22 protein-coding genes and 1 pseudogene are annotated in these 23,354 nt (G+C 72.2%); 9 read left to right on the top strand and 14 right to left on the bottom strand.

Features of this window, described 5'->3' with window-relative positions; all coding sequences use genetic code 11:
* The first annotated feature begins 80 nt into the window (after nt 1-80).
* The gene (locus ACO0M4_RS17105) at nt 81-407 is read left to right on the top strand and encodes a hypothetical protein (protein ID WP_430371137.1); all 327 of its coding nucleotides are present in this window, start codon (nt 81-83) and stop codon (nt 405-407) included.
* A gap of 15 nt (nt 408-422) precedes the next feature.
* Nucleotides 423-1,010 carry a hypothetical protein gene (locus ACO0M4_RS17100; RefSeq protein WP_430371136.1) on the top strand — a complete coding sequence of 196 codons (588 nt, stop codon included), beginning with the start codon at nt 423-425 and terminating at the stop codon, nt 1,008-1,010.
* Between the two features lie 16 nt (nt 1,011-1,026).
* Here the strand turns inward: ACO0M4_RS17100 and ACO0M4_RS17095 are convergent.
* Nucleotides 1,027-1,152 (bottom strand): annotated as a pseudogene (locus tag ACO0M4_RS17095) (DUF1330 domain-containing protein); the annotation flags it as partial.
* Nucleotides 1,153-1,412: 260 nt separating this feature from the next.
* Here ACO0M4_RS17095 and ACO0M4_RS17090 point away from each other — a divergent pair.
* On the top strand, nt 1,413-2,312 hold the full coding sequence (locus ACO0M4_RS17090; RefSeq protein ID WP_430371135.1) for an aminoglycoside phosphotransferase family protein: 900 nt from the start codon (nt 1,413-1,415) through the stop codon (nt 2,310-2,312).
* A 290-nt stretch (nt 2,313-2,602) separates the two neighbouring features.
* Here the strand turns inward: ACO0M4_RS17090 and ACO0M4_RS17085 are convergent, their stop codons facing one another.
* Nucleotides 2,603-3,469 carry an alpha/beta fold hydrolase gene (locus tag ACO0M4_RS17085; protein WP_430371134.1) on the bottom strand — a complete coding sequence of 289 codons (867 nt, stop codon included), beginning with the start codon at nt 3,467-3,469 and terminating at the stop codon, nt 2,603-2,605.
* A gap of 65 nt (nt 3,470-3,534) precedes the next feature.
* On the opposite strand from ACO0M4_RS17085, the gene ACO0M4_RS17080 reads away from it, so the two are divergent.
* On the top strand, nt 3,535-4,092 hold the full coding sequence (locus tag ACO0M4_RS17080; RefSeq protein ID WP_430371133.1) for a helix-turn-helix domain-containing protein: 558 nt from the start codon (nt 3,535-3,537) through the stop codon (nt 4,090-4,092).
* Between the two features lie 93 nt (nt 4,093-4,185).
* Here ACO0M4_RS17080 and ACO0M4_RS17075 read toward each other — a convergent pair whose 3' ends face one another.
* Both ACO0M4_RS17075 and ACO0M4_RS17070 read right to left on the bottom strand, forming a co-directional pair.
* Nucleotides 4,186-5,370 (bottom strand): GDSL-type esterase/lipase family protein, encoded by a 1,185-nt coding sequence (locus tag ACO0M4_RS17075; RefSeq protein WP_430371132.1) that lies wholly within the window; start codon nt 5,368-5,370, stop codon nt 4,186-4,188.
* A 127-nt stretch (nt 5,371-5,497) separates the two neighbouring features.
* Nucleotides 5,498-6,070, bottom strand: a complete 573-nt coding sequence (locus ACO0M4_RS17070; RefSeq protein ID WP_430371131.1) for a TetR/AcrR family transcriptional regulator — start codon at nt 6,068-6,070, stop codon at nt 5,498-5,500.
* Nucleotides 6,071-6,389: 319 nt separating this feature from the next.
* Between ACO0M4_RS17070 and ACO0M4_RS17065 the strand changes: the two genes are divergently transcribed.
* A complete protein-coding gene (locus ACO0M4_RS17065; protein WP_430371129.1) occupies nt 6,390-7,295 on the top strand; it encodes a S1 family peptidase in 906 nt (301 codons plus the stop codon).
* 161 nt (nt 7,296-7,456) lie between these two features.
* On the opposite strand, the gene ACO0M4_RS17060 is transcribed toward ACO0M4_RS17065, so the two are convergent.
* Both ACO0M4_RS17060 and ACO0M4_RS17055 read right to left on the bottom strand, forming a co-directional pair.
* On the bottom strand, nt 7,457-8,569 hold the full coding sequence (locus ACO0M4_RS17060) for a sensor histidine kinase (protein WP_430371422.1): 1,113 nt from the start codon (nt 8,567-8,569) through the stop codon (nt 7,457-7,459).
* Nucleotides 8,570-8,571: 2 nt separating this feature from the next.
* The gene (locus ACO0M4_RS17055; protein WP_430371127.1) at nt 8,572-9,306 is read right to left on the bottom strand and encodes a response regulator transcription factor; all 735 of its coding nucleotides are present in this window, start codon (nt 9,304-9,306) and stop codon (nt 8,572-8,574) included.
* 123 nt (nt 9,307-9,429) lie between these two features.
* Here ACO0M4_RS17055 and ACO0M4_RS17050 point away from each other — a divergent pair, with 123 nt between their 5' ends.
* From ACO0M4_RS17050 to ACO0M4_RS17040, 3 genes are read left to right on the top strand one after another with little or no spacing between them, the layout of a single operon-like run.
* A complete protein-coding gene (locus tag ACO0M4_RS17050; protein WP_430371126.1) occupies nt 9,430-10,224 on the top strand; it encodes a glycosyltransferase family 2 protein in 795 nt (264 codons plus the stop codon).
* Complete coding sequence (locus tag ACO0M4_RS17045) at nt 10,221-10,844, top strand: TIGR04282 family arsenosugar biosynthesis glycosyltransferase (RefSeq protein ID WP_430371125.1); 624 nt, start codon at nt 10,221-10,223, stop codon at nt 10,842-10,844. The genes ACO0M4_RS17050 and ACO0M4_RS17045 overlap by 4 nt, the downstream gene beginning before the upstream one ends.
* Entirely contained in the window at nt 10,841-11,518 is a 678-nt protein-coding gene (locus ACO0M4_RS17040; protein WP_430371124.1) for a class I SAM-dependent methyltransferase, read from the top strand. Before ACO0M4_RS17045 ends, ACO0M4_RS17040 begins: the two co-directional genes overlap by 4 nt.
* On the opposite strand, the gene ACO0M4_RS17035 is transcribed toward ACO0M4_RS17040, so the two are convergent.
* Together ACO0M4_RS17035 and ACO0M4_RS17030 are read right to left on the bottom strand one after the other, a co-directional pair.
* Nucleotides 11,500-11,934 carry a hypothetical protein gene (locus tag ACO0M4_RS17035; protein ID WP_430371123.1) on the bottom strand — a complete coding sequence of 145 codons (435 nt, stop codon included), beginning with the start codon at nt 11,932-11,934 and terminating at the stop codon, nt 11,500-11,502. The genes ACO0M4_RS17040 and ACO0M4_RS17035 overlap by 19 nt on opposite strands.
* Entirely contained in the window at nt 11,931-13,085 is a 1,155-nt protein-coding gene (locus tag ACO0M4_RS17030; protein WP_430371122.1) for a molybdopterin-dependent oxidoreductase, read from the bottom strand. The genes ACO0M4_RS17035 and ACO0M4_RS17030 overlap by 4 nt, the downstream gene beginning before the upstream one ends.
* 113 nt (nt 13,086-13,198) lie before the next feature.
* On the opposite strand from ACO0M4_RS17030, the gene ACO0M4_RS17025 reads away from it, so the two are divergent.
* Nucleotides 13,199-14,632 (top strand): glycosyltransferase 87 family protein, encoded by a 1,434-nt coding sequence (locus ACO0M4_RS17025; RefSeq protein WP_430371121.1) that lies wholly within the window; start codon nt 13,199-13,201, stop codon nt 14,630-14,632.
* Here ACO0M4_RS17025 and ACO0M4_RS17020 read toward each other — a convergent pair.
* The 6 genes from ACO0M4_RS17020 to ACO0M4_RS16995 form a co-directional block, all read right to left on the bottom strand.
* Complete coding sequence (locus tag ACO0M4_RS17020) at nt 14,563-15,243, bottom strand: alpha/beta fold hydrolase (RefSeq protein ID WP_430371120.1); 681 nt, start codon at nt 15,241-15,243, stop codon at nt 14,563-14,565. The two genes, ACO0M4_RS17025 and ACO0M4_RS17020, sit on opposite strands and share 70 nt — an antisense overlap.
* A 235-nt stretch (nt 15,244-15,478) precedes the next feature.
* The gene (locus ACO0M4_RS17015; RefSeq protein WP_430371119.1) at nt 15,479-18,133 is read right to left on the bottom strand and encodes an acyl-CoA reductase; all 2,655 of its coding nucleotides are present in this window, start codon (nt 18,131-18,133) and stop codon (nt 15,479-15,481) included.
* Nucleotides 18,133-19,296: an acyl-protein synthase gene (locus ACO0M4_RS17010; protein WP_430371117.1), complete on the bottom strand. Its 1,164-nt coding sequence runs from the start codon at nt 19,294-19,296 to the stop codon at nt 18,133-18,135. Before ACO0M4_RS17010 ends, ACO0M4_RS17015 begins: the two co-directional genes overlap by 1 nt.
* Nucleotides 19,293-20,507 (bottom strand): GNAT family N-acetyltransferase, encoded by a 1,215-nt coding sequence (locus ACO0M4_RS17005; RefSeq protein ID WP_430371116.1) that lies wholly within the window; start codon nt 20,505-20,507, stop codon nt 19,293-19,295. Before ACO0M4_RS17005 ends, ACO0M4_RS17010 begins: the two co-directional genes overlap by 4 nt.
* Entirely contained in the window at nt 20,504-21,835 is a 1,332-nt protein-coding gene (locus ACO0M4_RS17000) for an MFS transporter (protein ID WP_430371114.1), read from the bottom strand. The genes ACO0M4_RS17005 and ACO0M4_RS17000 overlap by 4 nt, the downstream gene beginning before the upstream one ends.
* Nucleotides 21,832-23,118 (bottom strand): phenylacetate--CoA ligase family protein, encoded by a 1,287-nt coding sequence (locus tag ACO0M4_RS16995; RefSeq protein WP_430371113.1) that lies wholly within the window; start codon nt 23,116-23,118, stop codon nt 21,832-21,834. The genes ACO0M4_RS17000 and ACO0M4_RS16995 overlap by 4 nt, the downstream gene beginning before the upstream one ends.
* Nucleotides 23,119-23,354: the final 236 nt, after the last annotated feature.

Below are 23,354 nucleotides of genomic sequence, written 5' to 3'. Positions count from 1 at the left end.
TGCCGCGGACGCTGGCACGGTACGTCCACCGAGCCACCTCCCGGCCACCCGCATTCGCCTCCGACGAAAATCATGAACCCATGAGACGCACCACGCCTGCCCTCGCCCTCGGACTGTGCGCCCTGCTCGCCACCTCCGTGCCCGCTCAGGCCACGCCCGACGCCGCCAAGCCCATCCCCCACGACCACATCCGCAACCACGGCTACAGCTACAGCACCAAGGCGTCCTACGAGCCCCGACAGGATCCAGGGACCTACCAGCCGGCCCCGCACGGCTTCGTCCCCGTGTTCACGGAGAACGTCTCCCGTCACGGATCCGGCGCCGCCACCGACAGCAAGGACGGCGACCTGATCCTCCGTCTGTGGGACCAGGCCCGCAAGAGCGGCCAACTCACCGTCCTCGGGTAGGAGTTCGGGCCGAAGGTGCGTGCCCTCCTCGCCGCGATGGAAAAGGTCGGATACGGCAACCTCAGCGGACGTGGCGAGGGGGAACTCCGAGGCACGGCCGTACGGATGACGCAACGGCTGCCGCAGCTGCTCGCGACGATCGTCGAGGACCACGAGCCGATCGACGTCGTCAGCTCCGGACAGGGTCGCGCCGTCGGCAGCGGCAGCGTCTTCACCGACACCCTCACCCGGACCGACCCGGCGCTGAAGCCGCTCATCGGGCCCACCCGCACCGACAAGGACCTGCTCTACTTCCACAAGTCCGCCGGCGGCGCCGCCTATCGGGACTGGCTCGCCCGTGATCAGCGCCTGGCGCACACTCTCAAGGCCATCACCGACCAGCCCGCCACCCACACCGCCGCCCGCCGCGTACTGGCGAAAGTCTTCAAGCCGGCGTTCGTCCAGCGCGTCGTGGACGGGGAGTTCGCGTCCGTCGGCGGCGACGTCGACGCCGCGGAGGCTGTCTACAACCTGTACGGCATCGCACTGGCCATGAGCGAGGAGAGCCCGAACGGCCGTGACTGGCACCTGGACCGGTACATCGCGCCTCGCGACGCCGACTGAGCCCGGTCCTCGCCCCCGCCCGCTGCCGGCGGGCCGGCTGATCACCCCGGGGAATGATGTCGCCCTTGATGTGCCGCGAGCGCAGCGGGGCGATCTCCTGGTACGCGGGTGAGACCCACCAGGCCCGTGCCTGGTCGATCCCGGTGGGTCGGGCTCGTATGCCGGTGATCCTGGCACGGGGCTGCCCTACGGATCGATGACTTGCGACACCTCGAAAGCGACCCGGCCTGCAACTCGGGTGTCGGATGGGCCACTTCGACCGGGGTACACACCGCGGGCCGCCCACGTCCCGACGCTGCCTCGCGCACCCGCCGCCTGCGCCGCCTGCGCCGCCTGCGGGATGCCGTCCCCGCCGGAAAAGTGTTTGACACCCGCCGACGGCCGGCGATCGGATGGTGCGTCATGAGCGCAGGGCAGATGCATCCGGGCATGTACCCCATCGACGACGACCTCGTACGGCGTCTGGTCTCCGGGCAGTTCCCGCAGTGGGCGGAGTTGGCGGTGGAGCGGATCCCGTCCGGTGGCACGGTCAATGCCATGTACCGGTTGGGCGACGGCATGGTCGTACGACTGCCGTTGACGCAGGGCGGAGCCGAGGACGTCGTGAGGGAGCAGGAGTGGCTGCCACGCCTCGCGTCCCGGCTGCCCGCGGCGATCCCGGAGGTGCTCGGGGCCGGACAGCCGGCCGAGGGGTATCCGTCGCCGTGGTCGGTGTACGGATGGCTGGTGGGGGGAGTCCCGCAGGCAGGGGCGCTGAGCGGGGCGGTGCGGCTGGCCGAGGATCTGGCCGCGTTCGTGGCGGCGATGCGGAGCATCACCCTGCCAGACGCGCCGGCGGCCCACCGAGGAGGGGTGATCTCCTCGCTCGACGCGGCGACCCGGGCGGCGATCGAGGACCTGCGCGGGATCCCACAGGAGGGCGTCGACTGTGCTGCCGCGCTGGCCGTTTGGGAGGACGCACTGCGGGCTCCGGAGTGGGACGGCCCACCGGTGTGGCTGCATGCCGATCTGATGCCGGGCAATCTCCTGGTGGACGGTGGCAGGCTGACGTCAGTGATCGACTTTGGGTGCATGGGGGTGGGCGATCCGGCCTGCGACCTGTTCCCGGCGTGGAATCTGCTGCCGGCCGAGGCCAGGCAGGTCTTCCGTGCGACGCTCGGCGTGGACGACGCGACCTGGAATCGAGGCCGGGCGCGCACGCTCTCTCAGGCGCTGATCGCGCTGCCGTACTACCGGCGGACGAACCCGGCGATGGCACACAACGCCCGATACGTGATCCGGGCGGTACTGAGCGAGCGTTGACGCCCGCCGACACTCCGGCACGCAGTTACGCGGACGGTACCCGTAGTGGCATGGGGCAGTGGCCCATGGTGACTTGGGCCGGTGGACCGCAGTGACTGGGGTGGTGGGCCGTGGAAACCTGGGCAATGCCCCGTTGTGACTGGGGCGGTGGCTGGTGTTGCGCACGCCCGAGGTCCGCGATAACTGCCGTTGTAGCGCTGGGAGTTGCTTGCGGGTGGCGGCCCACACGCGCCCCTGCTGTCCGTCCGTCTCGCCGGCCCGCTCGCATACGTCGAAGGGGGTGCGGGCCGTTAGGCTGCCGGTCCGGGTCGGTCCGGGACCCGGTCGAGGAGGTGTCCGACCCGGTCCGCGACGGTGCCTGGCCGCTCGGCCTGGACGAAGTGGCCGGAGTCGACCTCTTCGAACCGTCCGTCCGGCAGGGTGTCGATCCAACCTCGCTGGTGCTCGGCAAGGACGACGTGCTGTTGGGCCCGGCCCTTGGCGGGGCGGGACGCCGAGAGCAGGACGGTGGGGCAGGTGGGGAGCGCGGGCGGTGCGGCGCGGAATTGCGGGATGGCTGCGGCGACGGCCTGCAACTCCTTCCGGGTCTGGGCGATGCCGTCGGGGACGAAGTCTTCGGCGAGCATGGTCGCGTAGGTGTCCGCGGGGAAGACCCGGCGGATGTTCCCGCTGGCCATCCGGGCCAGCGGGCGGAAACGGACCAGCTGCTGGGTCAGGCTCAGTGCGCGGTCCACCTTCGCCACGGTCTGGTCGAACGTGTCGTAGACCGGCGCGCTCTCCGGGGTCGGATCGACCAGCAGGAGCCCGCGGAGTCGTGGTTCCAGGCTCTCCACCGCGCGGCGCGCGACCAGCCCGCCCATGCTGTGCGCGACGAGCACGAACCGCTCGGGGACGACCGCCTCGACCATGGCGACCAGGTCCGCGGCCAGGTCGTCGATACTCAGGGGCGCAGCCGTCCGGCCGCTGCGGCCGAAGCCGGCCCGGTCGTAGGCGACCAGCCGTGCGCGATCCGTCAGGAGCGGCAGCACCGCGTCCCAGCTGGTACGTCCCAGACCCTGGCCCGCTTCGAAGACCACCCAGTCCGGCCCCTCTCCGGACTCCTCGACGTGCACGGTCCGGCCGTTGACCTGTACTGCCCGCCCCGTTTCCCGGCGCATGTTCCCCTCCCACAGGCTTACATTTCCAATTTAGATAATGGTATCGCTCGTGGAACAGTAGAGCCATGGACATCACCGAACTGCTTCTCCACCCGGTGCGCCTGCGCGTGGTGCACGCGCTCTCCGGCGGCCGGATGCTGACCACCGCGCAGCTGTGTGAGCGCATGCCCGAGGTCCCGAAGGTGACCATGTACCGGCAGGTCGGTCTGCTGGTCGAGGCGGACTTCCTGGAGGTCGCCGAGGAACACCGGGTGCGGGGTGCCGTCGAGCGGCACTACCGGCTGCGTCCGAACCGACCCGTCGTCGACGCCGACGCGGCCGCAGCGATGTCGCTGGACGACCACCGGCGGGGCTTCGTCGCCGCCATGGCCGTGCTGATCGCGGAATTCAACGCGTACCTCGACCGCGACGGCGCCGACCCGGTTGCCGACGGGGTCTCCTACCGCCAGGGCACGTTCTGGCTCAGCCCGGACGAACTCGCCGAGCTGAGCGGTGAGTTGCTCACGGTCCTGGCACCACGGCTCGCCAACCAGCCGGCGGCGGACCGCGCACCGTACCTGCTCAGCCCGATCCTCTTCCCGACCGAGACCGAGCAGGAGCACCCGGCCGAGGCGCGGTCGTAACCTCAAGGACGCACCGCGCGGGTGAGGACTTGCGACTCAACGGCCGATGCGGGGTCCTGCGGCCGGGCGTGGATGGCGTGGGCGGGTCCGGTCTCAGGCGCCGTGGTCGGCGAAGGGGCCGTTGGCAGTGAAGGCCAGTTTGGCGAAGCGTTCGCCCATCCGGCGGTGCGTGGCGGCGTCCGGGTGGAGTTCGTCAGGCAGGGGCAGCTCGGCGGAGTCGGACCGACCATAGAGGTCGCGGCCGTCGAGGTAGTGCAGGTTGGGGTCTTCGGCCGCCCGCTGCTGCACGATCCGGGCCAGTTCGTCCCGGATGCCGGTGAGGGTCAGCTTTCCGCTCGCGCGCTCCGTCGGATCGCCCGTGGCCCGGAACCGCAGGCGTCCGGCGCTGAGGGCGGCGAAGTCCGGGGCGCTGGGGCCGGGGGTGTCCTCGTGGATGGGGCACAGGATGGGCGAGATGACCAGTAGTGGCGCGGCGGGATGCCCCTCGCGGATGGTGTCGAGGAAGCCGTGGACGGCGGGGGTGAAGGCGCGCATGCGCATCAGGTCGGCGTTGACCAGGTTGATGCCGATCTTGATGCTGATCAGGTCCGCGGGGGTGTCACGCAGGGCTCGGGCGGTGAACGGGTCGAGCAGGGCACTGCCACCGAAACCCAGGTTGATCAGTTCCACACCGCTCAGGGAGGCCGCGAGTGCGGGCCAGATGGTGGTGGGACTGGCCGCGTTGGTGCCGTGACTGATCGAACTGCCGTGGTGCAGCCACACCTTGCGCCCCCGGTTCGGCACGGGCTCGATCGGGGCGTCGGTGCGCAGGGCGATGAGTTCGGTGGTCTCGTCGTACGGCAACCAGAGCTCGATGCCCTTGACGCCGTCGGGCAGATCGGCGAAGCGGAGGGTTCCGCTCGGGCCGGACGCGTGGTGAGCGGTCCCCTTGGCCATGTCGATGGTCAGGGTGTTGCCGCAGGTCACGCTTGCCTGGCCGGCCAGGCGGCCGTCGACGAGCAGGTCGTAGACGCCGTCGGGGCGGGGCGGGGCACCGGCGTAGACCCGCTTGGTGGGGAGCGTGTCCAGTTCGATGGCGGTGGCCCGGGTGCGGAAGACCAGCCGTACGCCGGAGGGTTGGGACTCGGCCATGGCGAGCTGCCCGTCGTCGCACTGGGCGCGGGCCCGGGCGGGCAGCCGGTGCGGGAGCACTCCGCGCTCGGTGCGCTCCAACTCCAGGGCGCCGCGCAGGATGTCGGCGGTGAGCGGGGTGGTGATCCAGTTGCGCTTGGCGTTCATCGGCTCAACCTGTTCGTCGAAGTGTGGCGGGGTGTGTTCGGATGCGGCGGCGCGGCGCGGGGGCGCCGCCGGCTCCGGCGGGCCTGACCGCGGACCCGGCCATGACCCACCGGACAGGCCCTGGCGATCAGGGCGTGGGCCAGTTCCGCAGTAGGGCGTCGAGGGCGTCCACGATGCGTGACCACGTTTCCTCCGAGTCGGGGGCGCTGTGGCTGAACCCTCCCCCCAGCTCCAAGCTCACGTAGCCGTGGAAGACGCTGCCCAACATCCGGACCGCATGGGTCTGTTCCGGTTCCGGCAGGTCGTAGCCGCGCAGGATCGCCCGCGTCATCTGGGCGTGCCGGACGCCGGCGCTGGCGACCGCCGCCTCCGGGGCGAGCCGGAACTGGGTCGCGGCGTAGCGGCCGGGGTGCTCCCGGGCGTAGTCGCGGTAGACGTTCGCGAAGGCGGTCAGAGCGTCCTTGCCGGCCCGGCCGGCCAGGGCTTCCGCGGCCCGGTCGGCGAGCTCTTCCAAGGCGAGGAGGGCGATCCTGGTCTTGAGGTCGTGGGAGTTCTTCAGGTGCGAGTACAGGCTCGCGACCTTGACGTCGAACCGCCTGGCCAGCTCGGAGACGGTCACCTGCTCGAAGCCGACCTCGTCGGCCAACTCCGCTCCCGCCCGGGTCAGGCGTTCCGTGGTCAGTCCTACCCTCGCCGCCATGTCCACCCTTTCGTTTGCCTGTATTGATTATGCGCATGCCTAAAGCTATTAGGCAAATGGCGAACGCTCGGTCTCGTGCTCGCGCTCGTCGAGGTTCCGTGATCGCTTGAGACGGGCGGGACTGGCGGGACTGGCTCGGCACCCACCCTGAGAAGAGTCAGGGTGGGTGCGTCTACAGGATGACGGCAGACGCGACCGTGGTCTGACGACGCCCGCCAACTCCCGCTACTACGTTCAGGCATGACGTTCAGACATGGACGTTCAGACATGACGTTCAGACAGCAGAGATCGATCCGGCACAGCCGAGTACGGGAGCGACATGAGCAACGAAGTGGTCAGCGCGCAGGATGTGGCGGGCCGTCGGCGGAAGGCGCGGCGGGGCCGGCGGGCGCGTGCCGGGGTGGCGTTCGGCGCGGCCATGGTCGGCGTGACCGCGGCGCTGGGCGCGGCCGGTCCGGCGCAGGCCATGTCGGGCGGCACACAGCTACCGCAGCGGGGTGCGGCACCGTGGCTGGCGACACTGGCGATCAAGGGCGACGCCCCCTTCCTGAACCGCGCCTCGTGCGGCGGGGCGCTGATCGCCCCGGACCGGGTGCTCACCGCCGCACACTGTCTCGACGGCCTGGACTTCCGGAAGGCGGAGGTGCACATCGGTTCCTCGGTCCTCTCGCGGGACCTCGGCACCGTTCGGGACATCCGCGGTGTCACCCTTCACCCGCGGTACAAGCTGCTCCCCTCGCCCGTCGATCCCCACGCCCCGGAGCTGTCGTCGGCCGCCTACGACATGGCCGAAATCCGGCTCAGTGCCCCGGTACCCGGCGTCTCACCCCTTCCCCTCGCCCAGCACCGGCCGGCCCCGGGCACCCCCGTATCGATTTTCGGCCACGGCACCACGGCCGCACCGGACCCGTCCCAGCCCGGTAAGGAGATCCGCGGCGATGTGCTGCGCCGCGGCGACCTGACCGTCCGGACCCATGCCCAATGCGCCGCCCAGACCCCAGCCGTCGTCGATGAGGCATCGGTCTTCTGTGCCCGCGATCTGCCCAGCGGCCGGACCACCATGTGCTTCGGGGACAGCGGTAGCCCCCTGGTCACCTGGGGGCGACGCGGCCCGGAACTGGTCGGGGTGTTCAGCTTCGCCGGGGAGACGGCGGGCAAGGTCTGTGGGCAGCCGGCCGACGCCGCGTTCGCCGACGTCCCCGCGCTCATCGGCGCACTGAGCTGACGCTTTGGCGGAGTGCCTGGCGGAGTGCCCGCAGTGCCGGAGTAACGATGTGATGAGGGAGCGAGGTGGTGTGGGCGCTGGCCGCCGAGGAGCACCTGGCCGGTCGTGGCGCGGAGCCGCAGGCGGTGGGCGAGGAGGCCGCCGGATAGCGCGGCGGCGGGTCAGGTCTGGGCGGCGGGGAGAGTGACCTCGAAGCGGCAGCCGCCCGCGACGTTGTGGACGGCGGCCCGTCCGGCGTGGGCCTCGACGATGCCGCGGACGATGGCCAGGCCCAGCCCGGCGCCGGCCGGTGGCGTACGGGCCGTCGTACCGCGCCAGCCCGTGTCGAAGACCCTGGACAGGTCGGTCTCGGGGATGCCGCCGCAGCCGTCGGTGACGGACAGCACGACGGTGTCGGCGCGGCGTTCCGCGGCCAGTGCCACGGTGCCGTCGGCCGGGGTGTGGCGGATCGCGTTCATCAGGAGGTTGGCCAGCGCTCGGGTCATCTCCTTGCTGTCGACTTCGATGGGGACGGCTTCGACGCGGTCGCCCACCAGGCGCACCCGGTGTTCCCGGGCGAGCGGGCCGACGCCGGCCAGTGCGTCGTCCACGAGGTCGTAGACCGACACCCGGGAGGGGGCGAGGGCCAGTACGCCGGCGTGGATGCGGGAGAGTTCGAAGAGGTCGCCGACCATGGTGTTGAGGCGGTCGACCTCGGTGCGGATCTGGCGGTGGTAGCGGGCAGGGTCGTCCGCGACGCCGTCCTCCAGAGCCTCGGACATGGCCCGCAGGCCGGCGAGCGGGGTGCGCAGGTCGTGCGAGATCCAGGCGACGAGTTCGCGGCGGGATTCCTCCAGGGCGCGTTCGCGGTCCCGGGAGGCGGCCAGGCGGGCGCTGGTCGCCGTCAACTCCGCGCTCAGTGTGGCGAGTTCGGCGGCCGCGGGGCGGTTGGGCGGGACGAAGGTGCCGCCCTCACCGAAGTCGCGGGCGGCCCGGGCCAGTGCGCGGGAGTCGAGCACGACCCGGCGACCCAGGGCGAGCGCGGTGGCCAGGGAGACGACGGTGGCCACGGCGACCACGGTGGTGACCACGCTCAGGTCGTGGGAAGACAGGAACATCGCCCAGGCGACGGCGAGTGTCCCGGCGAGCATCGCCCCGACGGCGACGGCCGCGACCACGGCCAGGGACACCGCGATCGAGCGTCGTCGCAACAGGTGCAGGACGCCGGCGCCGAGGAGTCCGGCGCCGGCCGCACCGGCGGACGCGTACAGGGCGATGAGCAGCATGTCCCGCACGGTCACGGCCTCTCGTCGGGGTGGGGGGCTGATTCGTCGGACTGGGGGGAGGATTCTTCGGACTGGGGGTCGAAGCGGTAGCCCACGCCCCACACGGTCTGGATCAGTCGGGGGCGGGCCGGGTCGTCCTCGATCTTGGCGCGCAGTCGGCGCACGTGGACGGTGACCGTCGACAGGTCCCCGAATTCCCAGCCCCACACCTCGTGCATCAGGCGCTCCCGGCCGCAGACCTGGCCGGGGTGGCGGAGGAAGTAGCAGAGCAGGTCGAATTCGCGCAGGGTGAGGGCGAGTTCCCGACCGTGGTGCAGGGCGCGGCGGGCCGCCGGGTCGACGTCGAGTCCGGCACCGCTCAGGGCGGGTCCCGGTGTGTCGGCGGTGCCTGCGCGGCGCAGTACGGACACCACGCGCAAAACCAGTTCCCGCGGGCTGAACGGTTTGGTGACGTAGTCGTCGGCGCCGACTTCCAGGCCGAGGATGCGGTCCTCCTCGTCGCTGCGGGCGGTCAGCATGATCACCGGGAGCGGGCCGTGGGACCGCAGTTCCCGACAGACGGTCAGGCCGTCCATTCCGGGCAGCATCAGGTCGAGGACCACCAGGTCGGGGCGGTGTGCGCGGGCCGCGGTGAGGGCGGCGGGGCCGTCGGCGGCCCGGCGCACGGTGAAGCCGGCGCGTTCGAGGTAGCCGGCCAGGACCTCGGAGACAGTGGGGTCGTCGTCCACGACCAGCACGTTCTTCATGCGTCCAGCCTCCCATCCCGGCGGGGCGGAGCGTCGGGCCCGGCGGCCGTACGGCGTCGACGTCCGTGTTTCGTAAGGTCTCGGAGCCCCACGGGGCGCTTCGCGGTTCGTACGGTGAGAGCCGTGAACGACTCGATGGAACAGCAGGTGGCGGGCCCTCCCGCCGCGTCCCGTGCCGCGGCGCCGCGCCGTCTTCCCTCCCCCGGCTCCCCTCCCCCGGCCCCGCCCGCCGCAGGGTCGGTCGCCGTGGTGCTGCCGTGTCTCGACGAGGCCGGTGCGCTGCCCTGGGTACTGGCGCGGATCCCGGACGGCTGGCAGGCGATCGTGGTCGACAACGGGTCCACCGACGGTTCGCCCGAGGTGGCCCGGTCGTGGGGCGCGACGGTGGTGAGCGAGTCACGGCGGGGCTTCGGGGCCGCCTGTCACGCCGGGCTGCTCGCCGCCCGCGCGGACATCGTCTGCTTCTGCGACTGCGACGCCTCCCTCGACCCCGGCCACCTGGTGCCGTTCGTCGGTCAGGTGGCGGCGGGCGAGGCCGATCTGGTGCTGGGCCGCAGGAGGCCGCAGGCCAGGGGTGCCTGGCCGGTGCACGCCCGGGCCGGCAATGTCGCCCTGGCCCGGATGGTGCGTCGGCGCACCGGCTTGCGCCTGCGGGACCTCGGGCCGATGCGGGCGGCCCGGCGCGAGGCGTTGCTCGGGCTCGACCTGACCGACCGGCGCAGCGGCTATCCGTTGCAGATGGTGGTGCGTGCCGCGGACGCGGGCTGGCGGGTGACCGAGCGGGACGTGGCGTACCTGCCGCGTACCGGCCGGTCCAAGGTGACCGGGACCTGGCGGGGCACCTGGCAGGCGGTCCGTGACATGCGCCGCGTGCTGGCCGAGCCACCGGTGGCGGTGCGGGACGGGGTCGCCCGGTGAGCACGCTGCTCGTCATCGCCAAGGAGCCGGTCCCCGGGCACGTCAAGACCCGGCTCACTCCGCCCTTCACCCCGCGGCAGGCCGCTGACCTGGCGCGCGCCGCCCTCGCGGACACGCTGGAAGCGGTGCTGCGCACGCCGGTGGACCGCCGGGTGCTGGTGCTCGCCGGCGCCCCCGGGCCGTGGCTACCGGACGGCATCGAGGTGGTGCCGCAGTGCGGCGGGGGTCTGGACGTGCGGCTGGCCGCGGCGTTCGCGGGCTGTACCGGGCCGGCCTTCCTGATCGGCATGGACACACCGCAGGTCACCCCCGAACTACTGGCCACCGGGCTGGACTTCGCCGCGGCCGACGCGCGTCTCGGTCTCGCGGCGGACGGCGGATTCTGGGGTCTGGGCCTGAAGGCGCCCGATCCCGCACTGCTGCGCGGTGTCCCGATGTCCGTACCGGAGACCGGACGGACGCAGCGGCGGCGTCTGGTTGCGGCCGGGCTGGCGGTGTCCGACCTGCCGGTGCTGCGGGACGTGGACACCGCGGCGGACGCGCGGACCGTGGCCGGCCTGGTCCCGGGCAGCCGCTTCGGCGCTCTGCACACCGCACTGGCCGGGGCGGGTGTCCGATGAGGGCGGCGCGCACCGCGGTGGTCGGGACCGCTTCCGGGGCCCCGGAGTGGCACGCCGATCCGTACACCGATGCCCTGCGCACCGGCCGTGGGCCGCTGTTCCTGCGACGCGGCGACGGCTGGCTGCTGCCCCTTGAGGTGGAGCGCTGGTGCGCCCCGCCGGACGAGGCCGATGCCACGGTGCTCGCCCGCTGCCGGGGCGGGGTCCTCGACGTCGGCTGCGGGCCGGGCCGGCTGGTGGCCGCCCTCGCCGCGCGGGGCCGACCGACGCTCGGCATCGACGTGAGCCGGCACGCCGTGGACCGGACGGTGCGGGCGGGCGGTGCCGCGCTCTGCCGTTCGGTGTTCGATCCGTTGCCCGGTGAGGGTCGGTGGACGACGGTGCTCCTCATCGACGGCAACATCGGCATCGGGGGCGATCCTTCGGCCCTTTTGACGCGCGCCCTCGAACTCGCCGCGCCGGACGGCACGTTGATCGTGGAGACGGCCGGGATGGACCTCGACGAGCGGGTCGTGGTGCGGGTGGACGACGGCCGGGGCGGGCACGGTACGCCGTTCCCGTGGGCCCGGCTCGGCAGCCGGGCGCTGCTGGCGTACGGCGGCCGGGCCGGTTGGGAGGCTGTCGAGCAGTGGCGGGTGGACGAGCGCCGGTTCGTTCAGCTGCGCCGCCGCTGAACCGTCCGCCACCACCGCACGAGGAGCCGCACCCCGACGAGGGCGCCGGTACTGGCCACTACGGCCAGTACCGACACCAGCCACCCGCGCGGGTAATCCAGCGGCAGGACCGAGGAGTTGGCGGGGGCGCCGGGCCGGAACAGGGCCGGCAGGGCCACCGCGGTCAGGGCGCCCGCGGCGATCAGCGCACCGCGCACCGCACCCCGAACGGGCCCCCGTCGCCCCGCCGGGCCCGTGAGCGGCAGCCCGGCCCCCAGCACCAGCGGTGCGAGCACCCCGTCGTGCAGGACCACCGCCCCGGCCAACCAGGCCGCCACGTGGCCCGCCCACCCGGTGCCCGTTACCAGGAGCACGCCCACCGCCATGCCGGTCGCGCCCAGGAGGCCCAGTGCGTACCGGATCCGTGTCGTGGTCACAGGACCTCCAGTCGGGTGACCCACTTGGTCTGGAGGACTCCGGGGCGGTTGGGTGCGATCAGGCGTGCGGGGTGGCCGTGGTCCAGGGAGAGTTCCTGGCCGTTGAGGCGTAGCGCCAGCAGCGTCAGCGGATCGGCGGCGTAGGTGGGGCCCATTTCCGTGACCCGGTAGGCGCCGTGTCGTTCCAGCGACACGACGCGGACCCGGGCGTGGGGGTGGGCCCCGGCGTGTTGGAGGAGGTCGCGCACCCGGACTCCCGTCCAGCGGGCCGAGACGCTCCATCCCTCCACGCAGGCCAGCGGCAGGTGCACCTCGTGCTGGGGCAGGGCCCGCAAGGCGGCCAGGCTCAGGTCGTACGGTCGCGGGCCGACGACGGTCAGCCGCCAGTCCGGGCCGACGGTCGTGATTCCGGCCGCCCGTGCCGTGCGGTTGACCGGCAGCCCTTGCGGCCCGTGGCCGGGGTGGCGGGGAGCGAGCAGGTCCAGTTTTCCCAGCGGGGTGAATGACTGGCCCACGGTGGTCAGCGTCACCGCGCCGACCGCTGCCCCCAGTCCGGCCAGCAGTGACCGCCGGTCCGGGCCGTCCTCGGCCGGCAGCCCGCGTGTTCCCGGTGCGTTGCGGGTCCAATGGTCGCTGATCTGGGGCCACTTGACGGCGATGTGGAGCAGCACCGCGCCGACCAGGAGCCAGCCGACGGCGAAGTGCACGGGCACGAACGGGAACGGCCACGGGTACCACTGCACGATGTTCAGCAGTCCGCTCAGCAACTCGAAGACCGCGCTCGCCACCAGCACCGCCACCGAGATCCGCTCCAGGGCGTGCCGTGCGGACCGCACCGGCGGCCACACGAACAGTTTCGGATACACGGTCCACAACTTGGCGAGCAGCAGCGGCAGCGCGGCGGTGCCGCTGGCCACGTGCAGCCCCTGGGTGAGTCGGTAGCCCCATGCGGGTCGGCTCGGCAGGTGGTCGACCAGCCAGTGCGGGGGGTGTTGGAGGACGTGGCTGAGCAGACCGGTGGCGAAGCACAGGCCGACGGTCAGGCCCAGCCAGCGGCCCACCACCGTCGCGGTCCGGGCATCGTGCAGCGGAGCGGAGGGGACGGGCACGGGCAGCAGCCGGTGCAGCCGGCGGCGCGGTGACGTTTCCATGCTTCCCATCACACCGCCCACAGGCCGGTACGAGGGCCTTGAACTCCTTACGAAACAGGGACGGTGGGCCGTGCGCCCTCGGCACGGCCGGACGTCGCTGCGAGGCTGCAAGCGTGATCAAGCCGCGCACTCGTCTCCTCCTCGCCGCCGCCCTGACCGCCGCCCTCGCCGCCGCCCTGGTGTGGACGATCGGCTACGACGGCTACCGCCGCGACCCCGCCGGACTGTCCTGGCGGTACGCCGTCTGCTGGGCGCTGTTCGCGGCCGCCGCCTGGGCCGTGCGGCGGGCCCCGGTGCGCCAGGCAGGCGCCCTGATCCTGGCCGGGTCGGCGGTCGTGGCCGCCACCGGGCTCCTCGCCCCGCCGCGCACCAGCACCGACGCCTACCGGTACGCCTGGGACGGCCGCGTCCAGGCATCCGGCACCTCCCCCTACGACTACGCGCCGGCCGCGCCGGAGCTCAGTCCGCTCCGCGATCCCTGGCTCTTCCCGACCGGCGCCGCCTGTGCGGGCCCCGACCGCGCGCCCCTCCCCTCCTCCACCACCACGCCCCAATGCACCCGGCTGAACCGCCCCACCGTGCACACCATCTATCCGCCGCTGGCGGAGACCTACTTCTACGGCGTGCACCTGCTCTCCCCCGAAGGGTCCCGGCTCAAGCCGCTCCAGGTCGGTGGCGCGCTGCTGTCCGTCGCCGTCACCGGGGTCCTGCTGCTGATCCTGCGCCGTCGGGGAGATCCCCGTACCGCGGCCTTCTGGGCCTGGTGTCCGGCCGTTCCCGTCGAGGCCGTCAACAACGCCCACGTGGACGTGCTCGGCGTGCTGTTCACCGTGGCGGGGCTGGGCACGGTGGCGCTGCGGCGGGTGCGCGGCGGCACGCTCCTCGGTGCCGCCGTCGCCGCCAAGCTCATGCCCGCCGTGGTCCTGCCGGGCGCCCTGTCCGGTGTGCGCCGCCCGCGCGAAGCGGCGGCGGTGCTGCTGCCCGCCGCCGCCCTGCTCGCCCTCGTCTACCTCCCGTACCTGCTCACCTCGCACGACTCCGTCCTCGGCTACCTCACCGGATACGTCAACGAAGAGGGCTACGGCGACGCGTCCGCCGGCAGCCGGTACGCGCTGCTCCGGCTGCTCCTGCCGGATGCCTGGGCGCTGCCGGTCCTGGTGGTCGTCCTGGCCGCACTGTGCGGCTACGTCCTGTGGCGCGGCGATCCCGAACGCCCTTGGAACGGCGCCCTGTTGGTGACCGGAACAACGTTCCTGCTTCTCACCCCCGGCTACTCCTGGTATGCCTTGCTGCTGATCGCCCTGGTCGCCCTGGACGGTCGGTGGGAATGGCTCGCGGTCGCCGCGGCGGGCCCGGCCGCGTACGTCACGGCACGGGCCTTCCAGGCCCACGGTGCGGTGGGGACCACGGCGTACGCCCTGGCGGCGGCCGCTGTGCTGCTGGGTTGGCTGGTGCGGCGCCGGTTGACCGCCGGCGGCTATCCGGCCCGTAGCACGTCGCAGATGGCGGCGACCACGTCAGCGGGACGCGAGAGTTGGGGGAAGTGACCGGAGTGCAGTTCGGTGACCTTCGCACCGGTCCGTTCGGCGAACCATCGTTGCAGTGCGGGATCTAGGAGCTGGTCGTCGAGGGCGAGGACGTAGCCGCACGGCAGGTCGTGCCAGGCACCGCGCCCTGAGGGACTGGAGAAGCATGCGTCGTGGGTCGGCTTCTGGACCGCCGCCAGCATCCGGGTCGTCGCCGCCGGCAGGTCCGCGCCAGCCACCGCCCCGAACAGCTCGCGGTCGAGGGAGGTCCAGCCGTCCTCGGCGAACCGGATCGCATCGGAGCCGGGGGTCTTCGGACCACGCCTGGTCAGCGTCGCGCTCGTCTCGGCCGTGTCGGGGGCGTAGGCCGCGACGAACATCAGCGCGGCGACCTGCTCGTTGGCGTGCGCGGCCCCGGATATCACCGCCCCGCCGTAGGAGTGCCCGACCAGTGTCACCGGCCCGTCGAGGCTCGCGATCTCCCGCCTCGTCCAGGCAATGTCGTCCTCCAGGGAGGTCAACGGCAGCTGGACGGCCCGCACTTGGTGCCCGGCGTCCTGGAGGGCGGGGATCACCGCCTGCCAACTCGACCCGTCACTCCAAGCTCCGTGCACCAGCACCACGTTCGCCATGTCCGCCTCCGTGTTCCGTCCGACCGCCGGCCGGCCCCGTGGCCGTCCTCGTCGCGGACGAACTGCCTTGCGAACACCAGTCAACCGTGCCGGGGCAACGGATTTCGCACCGGAGAGCCGATTTCGCCACGTTTCGACATCAGCCCGCGAACGGACGACGCTTTCCGACCCGGGACACTCGCCTGAGGGCTGTGGCGCGATGCCGCAGCCCCCAGGCACTGTCGCAGGTGAGGGATCAGGCAGTTGGCGTGCGGCGGTCGATGACGGTGCGGAGTTTGCCGCTGGTGGGGGTGCGTTCGAAGGCGAGGGTGGGGGTGGTTTCGACGGTGCAGGTCAGGAGGGCCTCCGGGCCGACCGCGGAGCCGAGTTCGGGGATGTGGGCCAGAAGGGCCGTGCGGGCGGTGTCCGGTTCGGGGGCGTAGCGGTCGTCGAGGCGGACGGTGAGGTGTTCGCGGCCGGTCTCATTGGTCACGACCAGTTGCAACTCGCCGCGGTATCCGAGGTGTTCCTCGGCGACCTGGGTGAAGCGGCGGTAGTTGAAGTGGTAAGTGCCCATGCGGAACACCTCGCCGTAGCGGCCGAGGAGTTCGATGCGCGGGGTGTGGCTCCCGCAGGGGCACACCCCCTCGACGGCGCGGCCCAGGTCGCCGATCTGGTAGCGCTCCAGGTGCTGACCCGCCCGGGTGCGGGTGGTGAAGACGAGCCTGCCCGGCTGGCCCTCGGGGACGGGGCGGTCCTCCTGCGGGTCGAGGATCTCCAATGTGTGCAGGTCGGTCAGGACGTGGTGTTCCGTGCCCTGGGAGTGGGTGCACTGGTAGCCGAGCGGGCCCAGGTCGGTGCTTCCGTAGGCGGCGGAGCGGATGATGTCCACGCCGAAGGTTTCGGTGAGGATGCGGCGTTGTTCGCCTGTGAAGTGCTCCCCGCCGTAGAACACCTTGCGGATGCCGCCGTAGGACCGCAGTCGCTCGCCTTGGGTGTGGAAGAGCTGCCACAGGTAGGACGGCATCCCGAAGAGGGTGTCCACCTGGTACGTGACGAGGGCCTCCGCTATCGCCTCGTGGTCGGGGCCCGCGGCCATCGGGATCTGGGTGGCGCCCAGGCGTTCGAGGATGGAGAAGAAGCTGATGAAGCTGCCGTACATGCCGCCGCAGTAGAAGAGGTTGGCGGCGCGGTCGTGGGCCGGTTCGAAGCCGGCGGCGAGCAGGCCGTGTGCCGATGCGCGCATCTGCGTGTCGTAGTCGTCGCAGGTGAAGACGGACAGGGCCGGCGTGCCGGTGGTTCCGCCGCTGCGGAAGTACAGCTGGGCGTGGTGCGGTGCGAGCGAGCGCAGTTGGGCCTGGGCCGCCGCCTTGTCCATCAGCGGGCCGGTGGGCGCGGCGGGCGGGGTGGTGGGCGCGATCAGGTCGTCCAGGCACGGGGTGGCGGCGAATTCCGTACCGGTGGCTTGGACGCTGACCCGTCGGCTGTAGCGCTGGAGGGCGTAGACACCGTCGTGGGGTTCGCCGTGGTAGCTGTCGAGCATGGCGCCGAGCGGGGTGATCCGCTGGACGCCTGCGGTGATGAGCGTGCGGGACAGCTGGGCGATGTCGGCGCGGGTGCCGGCCACGGAGGCGGTCTGGAGGTAGCGGCGCATGGGCCGCAGGGTCGCGACGATGTCGCGGCGGGGCAGGGGTTTGATCCAGATGGTGCGGTGGAGGGGGGAGGCGGTGAGGGCCGGGCGCGTGTCGGCGAAGACCCGCCAGCTCCCGTCGTCGGCGGTGATGACCTTGGTCAGGCCGAGGTGCTGCTCGGCCCGGGCGACCAGTTCGGTGTTGGTGATCTCGGCCTGCTCGGCCGCCTCGGCCAGGGCAGCGCCGTCGATCCGGTCAGTATGCGAAGTCTGGTCGGCGCTATCAGTGCCGTCCGCCGCCGCTTCGGCCGCGCTCCGCGGGCCGGGGAACTTGGCGGAAACCTCGCCCAGTACGGCGGCGAACTGCTCCGCGAAGGCGAAGAGTTCCTCGCGTGCGGCGGCGGCGACCGCGGCGTCGCCGCCCGTTTCGACGTCCAGGTAGATGACCTGCGGGCTGGAGCACGCCTGCTGCTCGGCCCGGCAGACGTCGGAGGCGAGCGCGGCGAGGGCGGCCCGGTCCGTGACGGCCTCGCGGGTCAGGTAGGCGAACGAGATCTTGTGACCCCATTCGACGAGCCGGCAGCCGGGCGGGATGAGGGCCGCCGCTCCTTGCACGGCGTCCTCGCCGCCCCATACGGCCACGGCGTCGGCGGGCTCGCACATCAACCGCATCAGGTCCTGGCGGCTGGAGGGGAAGCGCAGCGCGACGATGCGGCGGCCGACGGCTCCGGTGGGGTCGGCGGCGGCCAGTTCGGCGAGCAGGTGCGGGGCGAGTGCGGTGTCGCTGCTGCTGGTCTTCAGCACGTTCATGTTGCCGGCGAGGAGGCCCTCGACCACGCTCAGCGAGGCGACCGCGGCGGCGTTGCCGGGGGCGATGTGCACGAGCAGGCCGACCGGGGCCCATGCCTCGTAGACGGTCTCGCGGGCGTCGGGGCGGGTGAACCGTTCCGGGCGCGGGCCGCCGAGTTCGCGCCGGAGTTTGCGCTCCAGGGCCGGCCGGGCGAGGGCGTCCGCGATCTCGGCGAGGGTGGCGGCGGCCTCCTCGGGATCGGGGGGCGTTGCGCCTCCGGGGCCGGTCAGCTGGGCCAGGAGTCGGGCGTGGACGGCGCTGTGCGGCTGCTGGAGGGCGCGGCTGACGGTGTCGCAGGCGACCAGGACCGTCTCGGTGGACAGCGGCTCCGCCAGGGCGCGTTCGACGAGGCCCGGCAGCTCGGCGAGGCGTTCGGCCGCCTCGGTCTCGCCGATGAACTCGCCCTGCCAGAAGTGGAGTTCGCGGATCATCACATTCCCTTCAGGAGTTCTGCGGCGGCCACCGCACAGCTGCGGTTGCGGCTCACCCCGGCGCGGCCGTGGATCGTGAACCACGGGGTTTCCAGGGAGCAGGGGCACGCGTCCCCGGGGTGCAGGGAGGCCAGGTCGCCCATCACGACGCTCTGCGCCGGCACCGAGGTGATGTACGGGGAGACCAGGTGGAGATAGCCGAGTTGGCCGTACGGCAGTGGTTGCAGGGTGCGGGTGTCCCGTACCGCGGCGCGGGACCAGACCGGCACGTGCAGGTGGTGGTGGGTGCACTCGACGTACGGCACGCAGTGTTCGACGGAGCCGTAGGTGTCCCGGATCCGCTCCGGGGGGATGCCGAGTTGTCGGGTCACCTCGTCGTAGAACTCCTCCTTGGCGATCTGCCGGTCGGCGTGCCCCTTCCAGCCGCCGCCGAGGATGACCAGGGAGCCCGGTGGGAGTTGGAGCGGCGGGACGCCGGCGGCGCGCATGCGTTCCAGGGTGAAGTGCAGGAACGCCGGGAAGCCCAGGACCCGTACCGGCAGTCCGTCGTCGGCGTAGCGGCGGAGAGCTTCGATGCAGCCGTGCACGTCGAAGGCGTGGCCGGTGCCGGTGTGCCGCAGGGCGTGGGTGGTGTGCCGGGCGGGTGCGAAGTCGCAGAGGTAGTTGTCGGTGAAGGAGGTGCCCAGGCGCACTTCGGGGGCCGGCTCGTAGCTGTAGAGGAGGTAGTTGACGGGCTGGTCGGGGGTGATCCAGCCGTAGTGGTCGAAGATGCGGGCCACCATGCGCTGGGCGGCGCGGATGGTCCACCGGTCGTAGAACATCTGGGACTTCTGGCCGGTGGTGCCGGAGGAGGTCAGGTGCAGGAAGACCTCGTCGCGCGGGATGGAGAGCACTTCGTGGCGCTTGAAGAAGTTGGCGTGCAGGAGCGGGGTGCGGGTCTGCGCGCCGACGGTGGGTGCCGGGGCCTCCGGGGCGTCGTCGAGGAGGGCGCGGAACAGCGGTGAGCGTTCGGCGTGCCAGGCATGCGACTCGGCCATCGCGGTGGCGAACAGCGCGTCGGCCTCGGGGCCGGTGGCGTAGGGCGACGTGAGGTCGCAGAGGCGTTGGACGGTGGCGAGGGCCGTCGGGTCGGGGACCTCGACGGGGGCGAGATGCGGGTTCATCGGACAACCTCGTGCTGGGGCAGGTAGGTCGACGCCCAGGCGGTCAGGTATGCGCTGAGGTACGGCTGGATCAGCGGGCTGACGGCTGTGGTCCGGAAGTCGATCTGTCGGTCGGTGCGGGAGAGGACGACGTAGTCGTGGAAGCGGTCGTCGACCCGGCGCATGGCCGGGTAGCCGGCGCTGGGGACGAAGCCTGCGGAGAGGAAGGCGTGCAGTGCGGCGGTGTCGGACAGCGGCACCAGCGTCTCGACGTAGTCGGCACCGGCCCGGGTGAGCGCTGTCATCAGCGAATCGAGGGCCCGGGTGGCGGCCGACGGGTACGGGTGCACGGCGACGAGGGCACAGCTGCTGGCCGCCGGATCGAGGTCGGCGTAGATCTCGAACTCGCCGTCCGGCGTCGTCAGTACCGTGTTCGGGGTACGCAGCGGGGAGTAGGCGCCCGCGGGGTCGGGGAACAGCTCGCGGAAGCGTCGGCGGACGAAGCCGGGTGCGGTGATCACCTCGATGGGGATACGGGTGGTGGGTCGGGTGGCCACGGGGGCGGTCAGGAGGGCGCCCGGGGACGGGTCGGCCGCCGGGGTGTTGCCCGGGTGCGGCAGTGGCGGAGCGAGGTCCGCACCGGCCAGGGGAAGGACCCCGGTGCAGGGGATGCCGATGCTCTCCTCGGCCGCTTCCAGCAGGGGCAGCAGGGCCCGGGGTACGGCGGTCACCTGTTCCCGGCGTTCGAGGACGCCTTCGGCGTAGCAGGCGAACAGTGCCAGGGTCTCGCAGCCGGAGACGTCGGCGGCGTTGGGCAGCAGGCCCAGCGGCCGGTATCCGTTGCGGGCGACGACGCGTTGCGGCGCCTGGGTGACCATGCGGACGGTGGTGTGGATGGAGTCGAGGGTGCCGGCGGCGAAGGCGTCGGCGGTGACCGCACCGGTCAGTCGGCCGGCCAGTCCGCACTGGCGTTGGCGTGGGTGGACCGCGAGGCCGACGAGCTTGCCGACGCGGTTGCCCGGGTCGGTCTGTACGACCACGGAGCCGACCAGTTCGCCGCTGTCCGTGCGGCGTGCGGTGAGCCAGTGGCTGTGCGGGTCGGTGATCAGGCGGTGCATCTCGGTCGGGTCGCTGCCGAGGGCCACTGGATAGCCGTGGCCGTACACCTCGAAGTACAACTGCCGCAGTTCGGCGATGTCCTGGGGTGCGGCGGGGCGGAGGGTGGTGGTCATCGGGCCTCCCCCAGCGGCGTGCTGCCGGCGGGCGCAGGAGTGGGTGCGGTGGGGCCGGACGCGGCCGGTGCGCGTTCGGCGGCCTCCGGGGGTGCGTCCGCGCGTCGTCCGGTCCACCACAGCGCCGCGGCGAGCGGGAGGAGTCCGACGGCTTGGATCAGGCACAGGATCCGCGGTGACAGGTGGTCACCGAGCGCGCCGAAGAGGAGGGAGGACAGCGGGAAGGTCGCGCCGAGCAGGGCCTGCATCACGGCGAAGAAGCCGGGCTTGTCCGCGGCCGGGACCAGTCGTTGGAACAGCGCGACGAACCGCACGCCGATGGCTCCTACGCACCAGCCCGCGACGACCAGCGCTCCGACGACCGCGCCCCGGTCCGCGAGCAGGCCCGGTGTCCCAAGGGCCACGGCCAGCAGTGCCAGGCAGGCCCCGCCGACGGTGGTGGCCGATCCGGGCAGGCGCGCGCCGGTGAACGACCCGAGCAGGGTGCCGATGCCCAGCGCCGTCTCCAACGCGGCCGCCGTGGGACCGTGCGCGTGCAGCACGGCGCGCGTATACAGGGGCATGACAATGTAGAGGGCGGTGGAGAAGACGTTCACCGCGGCGAAGCAGAGCAGCACCCGCCGGATGAAGGGGTGGTCCGCCAGGATCTGACGGAGCGTCCGCCGGGGTGGTGCGCCGTCGGCCGGGGCGTCGCCGTCCCGCGCCGCGCCGTCCCGGGGGAAGCGGGTGACGGCCACCAGGCCGGCCGCGACGAGGTACGCGCCGGCGCACCCGGAGACGATGCCCGTCAGGTCCCAGGCATCCACCACGAGCGGTCCGAACAGCCCGCCGGCCAGGCCGGCCAGTGACTGGGTGGCGAGTTCGAAGCCGGTCGCGGCCTCGATGTCGGCGTCGTCGACGAGTTCGGGAACGGAGGTGGTCAGGCACGGGTCGAAGAGGGCCTGGCAGCCGGCCAACAGCAGCGCGGCCCCGTAGGCCACCACCATGGGCGGCGAGCCGAGGTACGTCCATCCGGCGGTGGCGGCGGCGACCAGGCCGGCCACGGCGGCCGACGCACCCAGCACGGTGCGGTGCGGGCAGCGGGCGATGACGGAGGCCACCAGCGGGGCGAGCGCCACCGCGGGCAGCGTGCTCACCGCCAGGAACACCCCCGAGGCGAGGCCGCGGTCGCCTGCGCCACCGATGGCGTGGCCGACCAGCCACCAGACCACGCCGACCTGGAACATCCGGCCCGCGGCCTGGGTGAGGACCTGTGCGACCCAGACGGCGCCGAAGGCCCGATTGCGGAGGACCACCGGGAGACGGCGCGGGGTCGAGGTCGCGGTCATGAGTGCGGCCGTTCGTCGATGACCCGCATCAGCTTGCCGGTCCGCGCGTTGACGACGAGTTCGTCGTGCCGGACCCACTCCACGGCGATCGGGTGGATGCGGGCCGCGTCGACTTCCTCGGCGTACATCGGGCGGGCCGCGAGGATCTCCTTGGCGATGGCGGCGGCGAGGTGTCCGAGCTCGCTCGGGCCCCCGGCGCCACCGGCGGTCGGGTCTCCGTCCACCGCCAGCCGCAGGACCAGTCCGTCCCGACCGTCCCAGCGGCGCACCACGAGCTGTGTGCCGATCACCCGGCCGGTCGGGTCGGCGGCGCGCACCAGGTCGTACACGTCCTGGGTGTAGAGGGACACCGCGCCCATGCGCACGCCTTCCTCGGCCCGGCCGAGGATGCGGAAGTGCCCGGCGGCGGCGTCGGTCCACTCCGCCCGGTCGCCGACGGGGTACCGGATGATCGGCATCAGCCGTCGGCGCAGGTCGGTGACGACGACGCGACCGGCAACGCCCTCGCGGGTGACCGGCTCGCCGGTGTGCTCGTCGAGAATCTCGACGACGGTGTACGGCGTGAACGCGCGGTGGACGCGGGGGTCGGCCCCCGGGACGGCCTGTCCGAGCAGCCCGGAGTCGACACCGGCGTAGCCGATGGAACGGGCCTCCGCATGCGGGAACGCCTTGCGGAGCAGCGGCCGCTGGTCGTCGAAGAGGCCCTCGCCGCCGAAGAACAGGATCCGCACCTCGGGGAGTTGACGCCCGTTCCGCACGAGGTGGTCGGCGAGGCCGCAGAGTGTCGTCGTGGTGCCGGCGATGACGTCGACGTCGAATTCCGCCAGCGTGTGCACGGTCGATTCGAGCGGTGCGGCGCCGCCGATCGGCAGCCGGACGTTGGCGACGGGTGCCCGGTGGAGGGAATCCAGGATGAAGGTGAAGCTGGCGTAGAGCTCACCTGCGTAGAAGAGGTCAGCGACCCGGTGTCCGGGGCGCAGTCCGGCTTCGACGAGTCCACTGCCGAACGCGGAGGTGAATTCCCGCCATTCTTCCCGGGTATAGACGGAGAACTTCGGCGCGCCGGTCGTACCGCCGCTCTTGAAAACCACCGCCTCGTCGAGCGATCCGGTCAAAAGGCTGTTGTTGCGGGGCGTGTTGGCTCGCCAGAATGCATCGTGCGGGGCGACCGGTAAGTCCGTCAACTCGTCCAGGCGGTCCGGGAGGCCGGCGTAGAGCTCCCGGTAGAAGGGCGAGTTGCGACGCACGAAGCGTATGAGTTCCGTTAATTGTTGAACGGGCATTGCATTCCTGCTTTTCGCATTCCGAAGAACCGGTACCGCGGGGTGTGCGGCACCAGCTCGTGAGGTGGGGGCAGCGACGGAAGGTGCGGGAAAACCCGGTCAGGGTCGTTCCAGCACGCCTTTCCGCACTGGGTACTTCGCTCAGTGATGGTATGTCATGGCCGAAGTGCCGGCTAACACACGGTGGGGCCGCAAGCGGTATTTTTCCCAACCGAGATCACACTGGATGCATCATG

This window comes from Streptomyces sp. RGM 3693, from assembly GCF_050471125.1.
Taxonomy (GTDB): Bacteria; Actinomycetota; Actinomycetes; order Streptomycetales; family Streptomycetaceae; genus Streptomyces.
Note: the sequence above shows the minus strand (reverse complement) of the source record. Positions and strands in the feature narration are given on the sequence as shown.

What these genes read in the sequence shown, in the direction of transcription:
- ACO0M4_RS17070 (WP_430371131.1), bottom strand. Translation starts at nt 6,070, where the DNA reads ATGGCGGCGAGGGTAGGACTGACCACGGAACGCCTGACCCGGGCGGGA.
- ACO0M4_RS17030 (WP_430371122.1), bottom strand. Translation starts at nt 13,085, where the DNA reads ATGGAAACGTCACCGCGCCGCCGGCTGCACCGGCTGCTGCCCGTGCCC.
- ACO0M4_RS17075 (WP_430371132.1), bottom strand. Translation starts at nt 5,370, where the DNA reads ATGAACGCCAAGCGCAACTGGATCACCACCCCGCTCACCGCCGACATC.
- ACO0M4_RS17015 (WP_430371119.1), bottom strand. Translation starts at nt 18,133, where the DNA reads ATGATCCGCGAACTCCACTTCTGGCAGGGCGAGTTCATCGGCGAGACC.
- ACO0M4_RS17090 (WP_430371135.1), top strand. Translation starts at nt 1,413, where the DNA reads ATGAGCGCAGGGCAGATGCATCCGGGCATGTACCCCATCGACGACGAC.
- ACO0M4_RS17005 (WP_430371116.1), bottom strand. Translation starts at nt 20,507, where the DNA reads ATGACCACCACCCTCCGCCCCGCCGCACCCCAGGACATCGCCGAACTG.
- ACO0M4_RS17080 (WP_430371133.1), top strand. Translation starts at nt 3,535, where the DNA reads ATGGACATCACCGAACTGCTTCTCCACCCGGTGCGCCTGCGCGTGGTG.
- ACO0M4_RS16995 (WP_430371113.1), bottom strand. Translation starts at nt 23,118, where the DNA reads ATGCCCGTTCAACAATTAACGGAACTCATACGCTTCGTGCGTCGCAAC.
- ACO0M4_RS17105 (WP_430371137.1), top strand. Translation starts at nt 81, where the DNA reads ATGAGACGCACCACGCCTGCCCTCGCCCTCGGACTGTGCGCCCTGCTC.
- ACO0M4_RS17020 (WP_430371120.1), bottom strand. Translation starts at nt 15,243, where the DNA reads ATGGCGAACGTGGTGCTGGTGCACGGAGCTTGGAGTGACGGGTCGAGT.
- ACO0M4_RS17000 (WP_430371114.1), bottom strand. Translation starts at nt 21,835, where the DNA reads ATGACCGCGACCTCGACCCCGCGCCGTCTCCCGGTGGTCCTCCGCAAT.
- ACO0M4_RS17065 (WP_430371129.1), top strand. Translation starts at nt 6,390, where the DNA reads ATGAGCAACGAAGTGGTCAGCGCGCAGGATGTGGCGGGCCGTCGGCGG.
- ACO0M4_RS17055 (WP_430371127.1), bottom strand. Translation starts at nt 9,306, where the DNA reads ATGAAGAACGTGCTGGTCGTGGACGACGACCCCACTGTCTCCGAGGTC.
- ACO0M4_RS17010 (WP_430371117.1), bottom strand. Translation starts at nt 19,296, where the DNA reads ATGAACCCGCATCTCGCCCCCGTCGAGGTCCCCGACCCGACGGCCCTC.
- ACO0M4_RS17040 (WP_430371124.1), top strand. Translation starts at nt 10,841, where the DNA reads ATGAGGGCGGCGCGCACCGCGGTGGTCGGGACCGCTTCCGGGGCCCCG.
- ACO0M4_RS17085 (WP_430371134.1), bottom strand. Translation starts at nt 3,469, where the DNA reads ATGCGCCGGGAAACGGGGCGGGCAGTACAGGTCAACGGCCGGACCGTG.